The sequence below is a fragment of the Myxosarcina sp. GI1(2024) genome (assembly GCF_053543375.1).
This window is the reverse complement of the sequence record NZ_JBKGTY010000007.1, coordinates 96,186-109,744: the sequence shown is the minus strand read 5'-3', so window position 1 is coordinate 109,744 and position 13,559 is coordinate 96,186. Positions and strand designations below refer to the sequence as shown.

Below are 13,559 nucleotides of genomic sequence, written 5' to 3'. Positions count from 1 at the left end.
TTGGTAGCAAGTAGAAAGTTAACTTTGCCTCTTAGCTTAATTAATATCCATACTTTTTTAATGTATCAATAGCGATCGCAGCAATTTTTTCGGGGCACTCTAACATTGCTAGATGTCCGCATTCGGGGAGTTCGAAGACATTACTTCTGTCTTCTGCAAACAGAGGGTGAAAGCTAGCCAAATGATTGACGTATTTAAATTCCATAATTTTGTCATTTGCCCCGCCAATAAAATAAACGGGTTGTTCCAGTTGGGCGACGAGACGAGGTAGCAAATGTACTTCGGCTTCTGTAGTCGAATCTAATAATGCTCCTAAGGCGGCTGATTCAGCTGCTTTAGTAAAATCAATGATTCTTTGACGACCCCAATCAAGTGAGAGAGGACGGGTTACCATCATTCTGGCGAATAATAGATTGATTAGAGGAAAATATCGCAGCCAACGGGGACGAAATTTGACCAACCGTTTACCCGCATTGCGAAAACGTTCGAAGTCTTCTTTTAAATAGATTCCTCCACCAGAATTGAGACAAATTACTCCTTCAACTCGTTTCGAACAACGACTTGCAGTCCACAAAGCGATACTACCACCTAAAGAATGCCCGATTAACCAAGCGCGATCGATTTCTAATTCTTTTAATAAAGCTTCCAAGTCCTCAGCATAGGCAGCCAAACTATAACTGCGTTCGAGATTATCCGCTGTTTTAAGTGCAGAATCTCCAAAGCCTCTCAGGTCATATCGCAAGCACTGAAATTTTGGCTGTAAAAGTTCCATCATAGGTTGCCAGTAGCGATGGCTCAAAAGCCAACCATGAATAAAAACTAATACGGGAAGTTGGGAGTCAGACACGGGTGGAGTCAGTTCGTATTGGTGAGATACTCCCAACAACTTAATAGATGGCATACTCGTTATCGGATCGTATTGTAATCTATTATTATCTTCCCATATAGCAACTATTAATTAAAATTATAAACGCTTATTTTGGAGGTAAATTGCGTGGTGGTATATCTTGCCCTCGATAAAACCTTCGTTCTAACTTGCCCAGTCTCCACCAAGCAAAGCTAGAAATCAAAACTAGTAAAGTCAAACCACCGATAAACGCAATTTTTACCGATCCGAGCAATACCAGCAATAATGGCATAATCGCCCAGCTTATTACCGCTACTACTGCAGCCAGAGTTCTCAGGCGCTGAATATTTTTAAGAGCTTGCCGACAACTAGCACAGTTAACCGTATGGGATGAAAAGCGATCGAGCAATTGTTCTCTAGATAGAGGGGCAGAAAAGTTAGCCTTGGGGAAAGGAGTGGCACGATACAGATTGACCCACTGACGCAGTTCAGAAACGTATAAATCGGCTTTAGTCGGTAAGTAAAACGCCTTGGTATAGTTATCGCTACCTCCTAATGCTGCCAAGTATCGTTCTTGATAATGCAGAAAAATTTGATCGTCTTCGAGGACTCCATTTTGATTGAGATGAGAGTACCAGCGAGGGGATAGTTTGATGAAAAAACGTGGCAAAGAAGAAGCAAATTTGAATGGAAAACGAGCAAATAAACGACACTTTCCTTTGCTAATTGGAGTGGCATAAACTACCGTCAGTGTTCTGCCAAATTGTTTTGAGGTCAAATCGTGCCACATTAAACCAGGAGCGACAAAAGTAGTGTATTGCGTTCCCAAACTACCTTTACGAGGTCCTTCTTCCCAGAGCCCGCAAAAACCATGTTTGCCAGATTGGGTTATTTCTAAATCAACTGGGGCAGCATTAGAGCGATCGCCGACAGTTTGATGATGGGTAAAGGGAATATGACTGGCATCGATAACGTTTTCTAGCAAAGTGAGAGCGTCGTAAGGCAAGTCCCTAAAAGTATCCAAGCACACCCACTCATCAGAGGATTCTTCTAAAGGAGGAACGATGGGAACTGCAGTTTTAGCAGCTCTTTCCGGCGTGCCTGGATAGACGAATAAGATTCCTTGAGCGATCGCCACTGGCAGAGAAGTAGCACAGGCTCTAGGTGAAGACGTTCCCCGTTCTGGTTCCGGCTGTTGGGGAATGAATTTACACTCTCCCGAACCTGCAAAAGCCCAGCCATGATAGGGACACTCTAACCATCCCCGTTCGTTAACTCTGCCTTCACTTAAAGGAGCTAGACGATGGGGACAGCGATCTTCAAAGACGCGCCAAGAATTAGCCGACTCATCCCACCAGATAACTAGGTCGGTCTCTAATAAAGTAAAGGTTGCGAGCTTGGTTTTGTCTAGGTCTTCTAGATAATAAATTGGATACCATGCTTCTTGAGGAGCGAATCTGGTCGGATCGTCTCCTCCAGGAAGCAGTTCGTTATTTATGCTTGCGATCGCAGTTGTGGTCATCCCGAATCTAACTTTAACTTTATTTCATCTTCTGTTATTAATTATTGTTACACGGGATTTTAAACCGGAGCCACTCAGCCCTAGAAGTCTATCGACCGATAAATTCATCTAACTCTGGTACGTCTACCCAGCTACGACTGCGATCGGATTGATGAGTTAAATCCATCAATAATTGAGAGTAAACTCCCTCTTTTAAAGAAGGAACCAGAGACTTACCCGTATCGATTGATTCTACAAAGCGATCGACGAGACGAATAAATGGTGCAATCCTACCATCGCTAAAAACTTCGGTGAAATCCAAACGCTTGGGAATCGAGACTTTTTTGAGCGGCTTACCGGCAGGTGCGGCAAAGAGACGAAAACCGTGAACGTAATCTTTGAGATTATCGCTGCCTAAAACTAACGTTCCCTCTTCGCCATAAATTTCTACAAAATGCCCCCTGCCGTTGTAGATCACAGAACTAACCGATAATTGACAGGGCGTACCGTCAGCCAATTCCAGCATAATCAAACAGATATCGTCAGCATCGACTGGTTTCATCTTACCGTCTTGATGGTCGGGACGTTCGATAATGGCGCAATTGAGATAACCGTTCAACCTGGAGACAGAACCAAATAGCCAGTTGATATAGTCGAAAGCGTGGGAACCCACTGCACCCAAGGCACCACCGCCAGCATCTTTTTGGGAATACCAGTTCCAAGTACGTTTGGGATTGGCGCGACTGGTTACCAGCCAATCAATTTTAATCAGTCTTTTTTTGCCCGTATAGTCTTCTTGAAGATGTTCGGCGAGTAGCTGCCAGGCAGGAACGAAGCGAAACTCAAAATCGGCCATTGCTACTAAGTTTCGTTTTCCTGCCAAATGATATAGTTCTCTAACTTCGGTAGCATTCATCGCCATCGGTTTTTCTAAGAGCAAGTGTTTTCCTGCATCTAATGCCCGCTTTGCCATTTCGTAGTGTAAAAAGGGCGGCGTAGAAATGCTTACTGCGTCAACTTCAGGCAAACGTAAAATTTTATCGAGGTCATTATAAGCATACAAAATTTTATACTCGTCGGCGATCGCTTTAGCTTTACCTAAATTGGGATTGTATACCGCCACTAATTCCGTGCGGGGATGATTTTGAAAACCTGGAATGTGTACTTTTTTGCCAAAACCCGTTCCAATTACGGCTACGCCAATTTGTTTACCTGAAGTCATCACAATTTTAGTTAGCAATTCTCTAACAATTATCATAGATCGCTAAGGGCAAGCATCAATAATTGGTCGGCAAATTTTTAATTGATGGGTTAAACCAAACCAGAAAGCAGACGGGTAGCAAAGAGTCTAAATTCAAACTGATTTTTCTTCTGTTTTCAAGCCAAACGTTTTTTTTTCATCTATCGATCGCGAATTGAGTTAGTAGGGTTTATACTTTCATCAGGTAATGTTGGGACTACTTGGCGTTGAAAGTGTTTAATTTTTTAAGTGTTTTTAGTAAGGTAATTTACCGACGGGCGATCGCCGCGATCGCTCTTATAACTACGATTCTATCTCTTACAAGCTGCAATCCAGCTGATTTTAGGACGAATGCCGAAAACGTCCCCCAATTAGTTCAAGCAATTCTCAGCGATCCGAAAACTTTTAACCCCGTTCTCGCTACAGATGCCACTAGTAGTAGCGTTGGCGATATGTTATTTGATGGCTTGGTTACGCAAAATCCCATTACAGCTAAAACCGAACCCGCTTTAGCCGAATCATGGGAAATTTCCGAAGATAATCTACGGATTGTTTTTACCCTGAGAAAAGGTTTACAGTGGTCGGATGGAAAGCCACTAACTGCAGATGATGTGGTTTTCAGCTATAACCAGATCTACCTCAACGAAGAAATTCCCAGCAGTGCTAGAGATGTTATTCGCGTTGGAGAAAGTCAAGCATTACCGACTGTTCGCAAACTCAACGACTTACAAATTGAATTTACCATCCCCGAACCTTTCGCGCCCTTTCTCAACACCACAGGAGGTTTGTCAATCTTACCCAAACATATTTTACAACCAACGATAGAAAATAAAGACCCGAATGGCAAACCGCTATTTTTATCTACTTGGACGATAGATGCTTCACCTGAAAATATTGTCGCCAATAGTGCTTATCAACTCAAAAATTACGTTACCAACCAAAGGTTGATTTTTGAAAAAAATCCATATTATTGGAAGAAAAATATAGTGAATGAAGACATTCCTTATATTGAGAAAGTGATTTGGGAAATCATCGAGTCCACCGATACTTTTCTCTTGCAGTTTCGTTCGGGTGGTTTAGACTCTGTTAGTGTCTATCCTGAATTTTTTTCGTTACTCAAAAAAGAAGAAGATAAAGGGAATTTTACTATCTATAATGGCGGACCCGATTACGGTACCAATTTTATTACTTTTAATCTCAACCAAGGAAAGAAAAGCAGTAAGCCTCTAGTAGATCCGATTAAATCTCGTTGGTTTAACAATCTTAATTTTAGAAAAGCCGTTGCTTATGCCATTAACCGTCCGCGAATGGTCAACAATATTTATCGAGGACTGGGTCAACTTCAAAATTCTCCTATTTCAGTACAATCTCCTTTTTATTACGAGGATTTAAAAGGTTACGAATACAATCTAGAAAAAGCCCGACAGCTATTAAAGAAAGCCGGATTTAAATATAACAATAAGCAACAACTTTTAGATAGCGAAGGCAATCGCGTCAGCTTTATTTTATATACTAATTCTGGTAACAAAATTCGCGAGGCAATGGGCAATCAGATTGAAACAGATTTAGCTCAAATTGGTATCGACGTTAAGTTTCGCATTGTCAATTTTAATGTTTTGGTTGGTAAACTAAGCGATTCTTTGGATTGGGAAGCAATTATTTTAGGATTTACTGGTGGCAACGAACCCAATAGTGGAGCAAATTTGTGGTCTGTCGATGGTAATTTACATTTTTTCAATCAAAAACCGACGGCGGGACAAGAGCCAATTGAAGGTAGAATAGTAGCCGATTGGGAAGCAAAAATAGACGAACTTTTTATAGCTGGAGCTAAAGAATTAGACAGAGAAAAGCGCAAGGCTATATATGCAGAAATTCAGCAAATAGTTAGCGACAAAGCTCCGATTATCTATCTAGTCAATCCTTTAGCTTTGGGTGCAGTACGGAATAAATATCAAGGAATTGAATACTCCGCTTTGGGTGGAGCGTTCTGGAATTTGGAAGAAATCAAGATAGTTCAATAGTTGTCAAGCGTTGGTTTTGGTTCGACAATCGACTAATATCTTGGTGGCGCATGAGAAACCATCCAAGGTCTACTACTAGCTGCGCTCTGATACCTGGGTTTGGCTGGTTTTTTGACTTCTCGTTTTACCAATTTTGGTTCGGAAGAATTATTATTAATTGACAACAAACTACCTGAATTGAGATTGACATTGGGTACAGAAAAAATTTTTAGTGCGGCTTTGCTACATTGAGGACAATTTATGGGTGCGTTGGATTCGGCTATACTGCGTAATGCTTCAAACTCTCCACAGTCATGACAGCGAAATTCGTAGATAGGCATATTTTTAGTTAACATCGATCGACTATTAATTATCTGGTAGAGGCTAAACACAATACGACTTTACGTACGCGCTTACTACATTGGCTAAAACTAGAAAACTTTTCCTTTATATTCCCCCCAACTTGGGGGGCTAAATTTACCAAACTGAATAAAACTCAGAAACCAACTATAAAGTTCGAGAAGAGCAAGATTGCCTAAGTCGGTAAGATATTCTTGTCGAAAATCTCGGTAGGTAAAGCTAGGGTACAACAGGCGTTGGGAATGTCTACTATTCCACTAACCCTTCCTTCTACCGGCGCACAACTGAGTAACAAATATGCCTGTTCTCCAGTAAAGCCAAATTTTTTCAAATATTCGATCGCATTCAAGCAAGCGCGACGATAAGATACATGAGCATCGAGGTAATACTGTTCGCCACTAAATTCGTCTACAGAAATGCCTTCAAAAATTAGATATTCTGAGTAACGGGGTTCGACTGGACCTGGTTTGAAGATAGGGTTGACCATGCCGTATTTTTCTACACCGCCCTTGATAATGTCTACGTGTAGGTCGATATATCCCGACATTTCGATTGCGCCACAGAAGGAAATTTCTCCATCACCTTGAGAAAAGTGAATATCTCCCATCGATAAATTGGCACCGTCTACATAGACAGGAAAATAAATTCGCGAACCCTTAGAAAGATTTTTGATATCACAATTGCCGCCATGTTCTCTAGGAGGTACGGTACGGGCGGCTTCGGCAGCGACGCGATCGAATTCGGAACTTTTGAGAGTGCCTAAGACTGCTTGTGTAGGGTTAGGCAGAGTGGCAGAAGGGGGAATTTCAGGTTTCCAAGGGGGAGCACCTTCATTGCCTTTATCTACCAGAGCTTTTTCCCGTTTGTTCCATGTTTGCAATAATTCCATCGAGGGGGCACAGCCAATTAAACCAGGATGGGTGATGCCTGCAAAACGCACTCCTGGAATATGACGGGAACTGGTATAAATACCTTGGAGATCCCAGCAGGCTTTAGCGGCTTTAGGATAGTGATCGGTCAAAAAACCACCGCCATTCTCACGGGCAAAAATGCCTGTAAAACCCCATTCATCGCCGGGTAGGGCACCAATATCTAATAAATCTACCACCAGAATATCTCCTGGTTGTGCCCCTTCGACCCGAATCGGACCGCTGAGAACGTGTACTAGATTTAAGTCTACTGTCTCGATGTCGCTGGGATCGTCATTATTGGCAATCTGTCCATCTGTCCAATCCTTGCATTCAATTCGAAAGATATCTCCTGGTTTGACCGATACTACTGCAGGTATATCGGGGTGCCAGCGATTGTGTCCTGGAACATCCTGCTCTGCCATCGGTTTAGTTAAGTCGATTTTGAAGAGAGTTTCTGGCATATTCTTGCTTTTAATTATTTATTGTGGTTTAGCAGGTCAAGTTAAGCAATATTTTTCATTACAAATGAATACTATAAGAATGGGATTTAGCCGATTGAGAGCCGCTTTTAACTGAAATATGGTTTAGCCTACATTAAACAAATATTTCAGCTTTTTAACCATAAAACTCTTTTTTTGAGTTTAATTAGTGTCAATATTGCTTTTGAGTTTTTATTCTTTCTGCTTTTGCCAAAATAAAAAGTAAAAATAGTTACAATTTTGTCTGCTAAGTTAGGGTTAAACTCCGAGCGCCGAGTCTAATCGCCGTAAGTAGTAAAGTTTAGTAATACAACTATTACCAAAAAGACTGCTAAAAAATTAATTTTTGTATTAAAAATTACAAAATAGATGTGAATGCAAGTATATGCTTCTGTCTATAGATAGAACTTTTGTGTTTACAGGAGCTTAGAGATAATTTTCTCTGGGTTTTGTCGTGTGCAAGTTTTAATTGAAGAGGTGAGATTTATGTAGATTAAAAGCTATCTTGGCTTGACTCAGCGCTACTTTAGTAGTATTTGTTAAATTAAATATAATTCAAAAGCAGCTTTTGCCAGCTCGACAAAGATATCGAAATCCAAGCAATGCTTAGCATTCACGAACTAGATTAATTCAATCGCAACGAAACTGATTTTTAAAACAATTAAACTACAGTTATCTTTATGAATAAACCAAAAGCTTCTTCAATATTTGGCGGTTATAGTCGTCGTAAATTTATTAAATATGGTTCTTTAGCCGTAGGTGCGGGTGTTCTCGCGGCTTGTTCTGGAGATGCTACTAGCACCGGGGATGAAGACTTAGGAGAAAATCCGATTAAAGTGGGAGTGATGTACTCCACTACGGGCACGATCGCAATTGTAGAAAAATCTTTGCAAGACGCTACTTTCTTAGCCTTAGAACAAATTAATACTAATACCGGTCCTTGGGAAGGCAATGGCGAAGGGATTGAAGGCAGAAAGATTCAAAAAGTAGTCGTCAACCCCGACTCTAACTGGGATTTGTACAACCAAATGTCCAAACGCCTAATCGACGAAGACCAGGTAGTTTGCGTTCTAGGATGCTACACCTCAGCCAGTCGTAAATCGGTATTGCCAGTTTTTGAGGAGAAAGATTCGATTCTTTACTATCCCGTATACTACGAAGGCAACGAATGTAGCTCTAATGTTTTCTACACTGGCGCTGCTCCCAACCAACAAATTACCGATTCGATTCCCTATTCCTACGAAAACTTTGGTCCTAGGGGATTCTTTATCGGTTCGGACTATATCTATCCCAAAGAAAGTAACCGCATCGCCAAAGCAGAACTAGAGAAATTAGGCGGTCAGGTAGTGGGAGACGAATATGCAGCCTTGGGAACTACCGAATTTATCACCATCATCAACAAAATCAAGCAAGCCAAACCAGATTTTGTTCTGAGCAATCTTGTAGGCGATAGTATTCCTGCTTTCTACCGTCAGTATAGAGATGCGGGAATTACTGCCGAGCAGATTCCGATTATGGCTTATCCCACTACCGAAGAAGAAATTCAGGCGATGGGACCAGAGTATGCTGAAGGGCACTACACTAGCTTTAACTACTTCCAAACTGTGGATACCCCAGAAAACCAAGCCTTCGTCGAACAGTTTAAAGAAAAGTTCGGTCAAAACCGCGTTACCAATGGGGTCATGGAAGCGGCGTATCTTCAGACTTTCTTTATGGCTCAGGCAATGCGAGACATTCTTCAAAATGGAGGAGAAATCAATACCAAAACTTTGAGAGAGGCAACAAGGGGACAAACCTTCCAAGCACCTCAAGGTCTGGTAAAAATCGATCCCGACAACTATCACACCTATCTCTATTCCCGTATCGGTAGATGGGGACCTGACGGACAAGCAGAAATTGTCTTTTCCACACCTGCGGCAGTCAAACCAATTCCCTGGAGTCAAGTTCTCTATCCAGGTCGGGTTTGCATCCACGGAAAACCTGACGAACGTGAAAATCCAATTAAAGAAACGGGTAAAGACCTAGAGACTAAATATTTAGAAAAAACTTAAAAGACTATCGGTTATCGGCAATATTATCAGTCAAAAACCATAGCTATTTTCGGGATCGACAATAATGTTTGCTGATAACCATTTGTTTGCTAATAAGAACTAATAATTATCTACTAACAACCGATAACTAAATAATATGTATTCTTATTTATTCCCTGTTTATTATCTAGCCCAAGCAGCAGAGGAGTTTAGTATCGTTGCTCTAGCCAATCAGTTGATTAACGGTATCGGTATTGTCGGTATTTTATTACTGACTGGTTTAGGCTTAGCAATTACCTTTGGCGTAATGCGAATCATCAACCTAGCTCATGGTGAATTTATCATGCTAGGTGCCTATACTACTTTCATGTTGCAGTCTGCTTTTAATTTAGATCTGCTGCTGACAATTCCTTTTGCCTTTATCATTACCGCTGCGATCGGAGCTTTAGTAGAAATCACTATTATCAGGCGTTTGTATGGTCGCCCTCTAGAAACTTTATTGGCAACCTGGGGTCTGAGTATCGTTTTACAGGGGGTAATAAAACTAATTTTTACCGCTCAACTAAAATACGTTAGAGCACCTTCCTATATTTCGGGTAACTTAACTTTATTAACTGATGCTCAAGGTACTCCTACCATCGCTATTTCCTATTACCGTCTGTTTATTTTCTTCGTTGCACTGGCACTGCTAGCTTTAACAGGTTTCTTACTCTATAAAACTAATTTAGGTCGTCAGGTAAGAGCCGTAACCCAAAATCGCAGTATGGCACAGTGCTTGGGAGTCAATACCAGCTTGGTAGATATGGCTACCTTTGCTTATGGCTGTGGTTTAGCAGGAATTGCCGGGGCAGTTATTTCTTCGCTCAAAAGCGTGGCACCGCCCATGGGACAAGATTACTTAGTCGATGCCTGGATGACGGTAGTAACCGGAGGTGTCGACCGCTTGATTGGAGTTTTAGCAGGTGCTGTTGTGATTGGTCAATCGAATGCGGTTATAGCCTATCTGCTCAACGATCCTACCGCCAGAGTCATCGTGCTGGCTGCGGTAATAATCTTGATTCGTTACAAACCAGAAGGATTATTTTCCGTTCAAAAGCGAGGATAATTTTTTATCCGTAGGGGCGAGCGGCTGCTTGCCCTCAAGCAATATAGCTTTTACAGAAATATAGATTTTTAGATCGGACAAATTATGACCCAAACCATTGGTGTTGCCAAAAAATCCCAAGCCCCTACTAAGCTAGCCATAGTTACAGCAATTATTTTTATAATTATGGCGATTTTGCCGTTTTTTATCGGTAATTTTCAAACTTCTTTATTAGCTAAATTATTATTATTCGGTACCTTAGCCGTATCTCTCGATTTAGTCTGGGGATTTACGGGAATTCTCAGTTTTGCCCACGGAGTATTTTTTACCCTGGGGGGCTATGCCATGGCTTATTATCTCAAGCTCAATCTTTCTGCCGAAGCTAATACTTACGGGGTAGCATTACCAGATTTTATGGTTTGGAATGGTTTGGAAGAATTACCCTGGTTTATCGCCCCCTTACAATATTTCATCATCGCAGCGATCGCCATGGTAGCCGTTCCTGCCGTATTTGCCTATCTAATCGGCTGGTTTATCTTTCGCTCTAAAGTAAGCGGTGTCTACATTACTATTATTACCCTGGCGATTTCTTCGGCGTTGACCACCTTTTTTGTCAGTCAGCAGGCATATACGGGGGGTACCAACGGCATTACCGACGTTTCCGAACTGAGTATTTTTGGTACCAATATTCCCTTAATTGGTTTGTACTGGATGATTCTTATTTTTACCACTGCGGTTTTAATCGGTAGCTGGTGGTTGACTCAGTCCAACTTTGGTTTGATTTTGCGATCGATTAAAGAAAATGAAAAGCGTATCGCCTTTTTAGGCTACGACGTTGCCAGCTTCAAAATTTTTATTTGGACGCTATCGGCGGGAATTGCAGGGATTGCTGGAGGTTTGTTCGTTCCTCTCAACAGATTTATTTCTCCAGTATATTTAGCCGTAGCATTTGGCACACAGGTAGTTATTTGGGTAGCAATTGGCGGCAGGGGAACTCTGATCGGTCCTTTAATTGCCGCAATTTTATTGGGACAAATTCAAAATTCTGCCGAACAAGTTACTCAAGATTGGCAATTAATTGTCGGCATCTTGTTATTGATCGTAGTTTTGTTTATTCCCGATGGTTTGGTCGGCACTGTCGCCAAATTGTTCCCTCGTAAATCCCATGCTAAATAACTTAATGGTAATAACTATGGACTCTATTCTCTCGGTTAAAGATTTACAGGTCGTCTTTTCTGGTTTTAAAGCACTCAAAGGAGTCAATCTCGAAGTTGGCGATCGCGAAATTGTCACGATTATCGGACCCAATGGTGCGGGCAAAAGCACCCTCCTGGATGCGATCGTTTCTAAATCTCCCGTTGCTGCGGGTCATGTTTACTACCAAGGAAAAGATATTACCAATAAAAACCCTTATCAAATTGCCCGTATGGGTATCGGTCGCAAATTTCAAAATCCCAACGTCTATAACGAATTAACCGTCTTTGAAAATATCTTACTCGCTCTCAAAGGAGCCCACGGTATTTTAGCTTCAATTACTGCCAAATTAACCAAAGCCAAAAAAGACCGTATAATCGACATTCTCGATCGCATTAGGTTACTCGAATACGCCGGTACTAAAGTAGGTTCTCTTTCTCACGGACAAAAACAGTGGATTGAAATTGGGATGACTATCGCCCAAGATCCTACGGTAGTCTTGTTAGACGAACCGACCGCAGGCATGACTCCTGAAGAAACCAGAGCTACGGGAGAAATTATTCAAGATATTGCCCACCACCATGCAGTTATCGTCATCGAACACGATATGGAATTTGTCAAACAAATTGCCGAAAGAATTATCGTGCTGCATCAAGGAGCAAAACTAGCCGAAGGCACGGTAACGGAAATTCAAAATAACCCCGAAGTAATTAAAGTTTATTTAGGAAGAGAAAAAATCGATGTCGCTGCTTGAATTAAAAAATGTTACTGCTGGCTATGGACAAACCCCCGTGTTGTTTGATGTCAATATGGTAGTTAACCAAGGAGATATAGTTTGCCTATTGGGTCGTAACGGAGTCGGTAAAACTACTTTGTTACGCAGCATCATTGGACTGAATAAATTAACTCAAGGTAGCCTGTTTTTCAATCAAAAAGATATTGCTAAAGCTCCTACCTACAAACGAGCGCGTTACGGTATCGCTTACATTCCTCAAGGTAGAGAAATTATTCCCTATCTGTCGGTGTTGGATAATTTAAAGTTGGGTTTTACTGCTAGCGGTAAAAGCAGCAAGCGTATCCCCTCGGAAATCTTTGAGTTTTTTCCCATGCTCAAAGAACACCTCAAGCGTCAGGGAGGCTTACTCAGCGGCGGACAACAACAACAACTGGCGATCGCTAGGGGATTAATGTGCAATCCTCAGGTAATGCTGTTAGACGAACCGACAGAAGGAATCCAGCCTTCAATAGTTCAGGAAATTGAAGATACGCTACTAAGAATCAACCGTGAGAAAGGTATTACCGTAATTGTCGTCGAACAAAAAATCGATTTTGCCCGTCAGCTAGCCCAAAAATTCTTCATCATGGATAAAGGTTCAATTGTAGCTAAAGGTGATACTACCGAGCTAACCGATACTATAGTGCACAAATATTTAACCGTTTAATGTAAATTTCATAGGTTCTGTTGACGTAAAGAGGCAAAGATGAGAAAGTACCTGAAGTTGCTGATTTTAGTCAAAAAATTCTTCATGAAATCTCGTGTTAAGTTGGACGATTCTGCTTGGCAGCAAATTTTCGTTGTTCTGAGCCACCAACAAGACATCCGTATCAAAGACCCCAAAGCTTGTCGTCGTTTTCTGAATGCGGTTCTCTGGATTACTCGCACAGGTGCTCAATGGCGTGAATTACCCAAACGTTTTGGCAACTGGAACAGCCTCTACAAACGATATCGGCGTTGGTGTCAGAAGGGAGTTTGGCATCGTCTCTTGCAAGAAATGTCCCACTCTGCTGACTTAGAAAGTTTAATTCCCGATAGCACCATGATTCGTGCTCATCCCTGTGCAGCAGGAGCAAAAGGGGGTCAGAAAAACACTCTTTAGGAGGTTCTTGTGGCGGATTTAGTACCAAGTTACATG

General features: G+C 41.5%; 12 protein-coding genes. 7 read left to right on the top strand and 5 right to left on the bottom strand.

The window, feature by feature from the left end:
- Nucleotides 1-40: 40 nt before the first annotated feature.
- The 3 genes from ACLFKQ_RS22095 to ACLFKQ_RS22085 form a co-directional block, all read right to left on the bottom strand.
- The gene (locus ACLFKQ_RS22095) at nucleotides 41-901 is read right to left on the bottom strand and encodes an alpha/beta fold hydrolase (RefSeq protein ID WP_449001876.1); all 861 of its coding nucleotides are present in this window, start codon (nucleotides 899-901) and stop codon (nucleotides 41-43) included.
- 73 nt (nucleotides 902-974) lie between these two features.
- Nucleotides 975-2,369, bottom strand: coding sequence for an aromatic ring-hydroxylating dioxygenase subunit alpha (locus ACLFKQ_RS22090; protein WP_449001875.1), 1,395 nt, complete (start codon nucleotides 2,367-2,369; stop codon nucleotides 975-977).
- Nucleotides 2,370-2,457: 88 nt separating this feature from the next.
- On the bottom strand, nucleotides 2,458-3,570 hold the full coding sequence (locus tag ACLFKQ_RS22085) for a Gfo/Idh/MocA family protein (protein ID WP_449002022.1): 1,113 nt from the start codon (nucleotides 3,568-3,570) through the stop codon (nucleotides 2,458-2,460).
- Between the two features lie 251 nt (nucleotides 3,571-3,821).
- Here ACLFKQ_RS22085 and ACLFKQ_RS22080 point away from each other — a divergent pair, with 251 nt between their 5' ends.
- The gene (locus tag ACLFKQ_RS22080; protein WP_449001874.1) at nucleotides 3,822-5,609 is read left to right on the top strand and encodes an ABC transporter substrate-binding protein; all 1,788 of its coding nucleotides are present in this window, start codon (nucleotides 3,822-3,824) and stop codon (nucleotides 5,607-5,609) included.
- A gap of 32 nt (nucleotides 5,610-5,641) precedes the next feature.
- On the opposite strand, the gene ACLFKQ_RS22075 is transcribed toward ACLFKQ_RS22080, so the two are convergent.
- Both ACLFKQ_RS22075 and fmdA read right to left on the bottom strand, forming a co-directional pair.
- Nucleotides 5,642-5,944, bottom strand: a complete 303-nt coding sequence (locus tag ACLFKQ_RS22075) for an FmdB family zinc ribbon protein (protein ID WP_449001873.1) — start codon at nucleotides 5,942-5,944, stop codon at nucleotides 5,642-5,644.
- A 179-nt stretch (nucleotides 5,945-6,123) separates the two neighbouring features.
- Entirely contained in the window at nucleotides 6,124-7,320 is a 1,197-nt protein-coding gene (fmdA, locus tag ACLFKQ_RS22070; protein WP_449001872.1) for a formamidase, read from the bottom strand.
- 698 nt (nucleotides 7,321-8,018) lie between these two features.
- Between fmdA and ACLFKQ_RS22065 the strand changes: the two genes are divergently transcribed.
- From ACLFKQ_RS22065 to ACLFKQ_RS22040, 6 genes are all read left to right on the top strand, one after another.
- Nucleotides 8,019-9,389 (top strand): ABC transporter substrate-binding protein, encoded by a 1,371-nt coding sequence (locus ACLFKQ_RS22065; protein WP_449001871.1) that lies wholly within the window; start codon nucleotides 8,019-8,021, stop codon nucleotides 9,387-9,389.
- A gap of 136 nt (nucleotides 9,390-9,525) precedes the next feature.
- On the top strand, nucleotides 9,526-10,473 hold the full coding sequence (gene urtB / locus ACLFKQ_RS22060; RefSeq protein ID WP_449001870.1) for an urea ABC transporter permease subunit UrtB: 948 nt from the start codon (nucleotides 9,526-9,528) through the stop codon (nucleotides 10,471-10,473).
- An 84-nt stretch (nucleotides 10,474-10,557) separates the two neighbouring features.
- The gene (gene urtC, locus ACLFKQ_RS22055) at nucleotides 10,558-11,628 is read left to right on the top strand and encodes an urea ABC transporter permease subunit UrtC (protein ID WP_449001869.1); all 1,071 of its coding nucleotides are present in this window, start codon (nucleotides 10,558-10,560) and stop codon (nucleotides 11,626-11,628) included.
- Nucleotides 11,629-11,644: 16 nt separating this feature from the next.
- Nucleotides 11,645-12,400 (top strand): urea ABC transporter ATP-binding protein UrtD, encoded by a 756-nt coding sequence (gene urtD, locus ACLFKQ_RS22050; protein ID WP_449001868.1) that lies wholly within the window; start codon nucleotides 11,645-11,647, stop codon nucleotides 12,398-12,400.
- Nucleotides 12,387-13,088 carry an urea ABC transporter ATP-binding subunit UrtE gene (urtE, locus tag ACLFKQ_RS22045; RefSeq protein WP_449001867.1) on the top strand — a complete coding sequence of 234 codons (702 nt, stop codon included), beginning with the start codon at nucleotides 12,387-12,389 and terminating at the stop codon, nucleotides 13,086-13,088. Before urtD ends, urtE begins: the two co-directional genes overlap by 14 nt.
- Before the next feature lie 39 nt (nucleotides 13,089-13,127).
- Nucleotides 13,128-13,523, top strand: a complete 396-nt coding sequence (locus ACLFKQ_RS22040) for a transposase (protein ID WP_449001707.1) — start codon at nucleotides 13,128-13,130, stop codon at nucleotides 13,521-13,523.
- Nucleotides 13,524-13,559: the final 36 nt, after the last annotated feature.

Coding starts and splice junctions, on each gene's coding strand:
- ACLFKQ_RS22085 (WP_449002022.1), bottom strand. CDS start 3,570: ATGACTTCAGGTAAACAAATTGGCGTAGCCGTAATTGGAACGGGTTTT.
- ACLFKQ_RS22075 (WP_449001873.1), bottom strand. CDS start 5,944: ATGTTAACTAAAAATATGCCTATCTACGAATTTCGCTGTCATGACTGT.
- urtB (WP_449001870.1), top strand. CDS start 9,526: ATGTATTCTTATTTATTCCCTGTTTATTATCTAGCCCAAGCAGCAGAG.
- urtE (WP_449001867.1), top strand. CDS start 12,387: ATGTCGCTGCTTGAATTAAAAAATGTTACTGCTGGCTATGGACAAACC.
- urtD (WP_449001868.1), top strand. CDS start 11,645: ATGGACTCTATTCTCTCGGTTAAAGATTTACAGGTCGTCTTTTCTGGT.
- fmdA (WP_449001872.1), bottom strand. CDS start 7,320: ATGCCAGAAACTCTCTTCAAAATCGACTTAACTAAACCGATGGCAGAG.
- urtC (WP_449001869.1), top strand. CDS start 10,558: ATGACCCAAACCATTGGTGTTGCCAAAAAATCCCAAGCCCCTACTAAG.
- ACLFKQ_RS22090 (WP_449001875.1), bottom strand. CDS start 2,369: ATGACCACAACTGCGATCGCAAGCATAAATAACGAACTGCTTCCTGGA.
- ACLFKQ_RS22065 (WP_449001871.1), top strand. CDS start 8,019: ATGAATAAACCAAAAGCTTCTTCAATATTTGGCGGTTATAGTCGTCGT.
- ACLFKQ_RS22040 (WP_449001707.1), top strand. CDS start 13,128: ATGAGAAAGTACCTGAAGTTGCTGATTTTAGTCAAAAAATTCTTCATG.
- ACLFKQ_RS22095 (WP_449001876.1), bottom strand. CDS start 901: ATGCCATCTATTAAGTTGTTGGGAGTATCTCACCAATACGAACTGACT.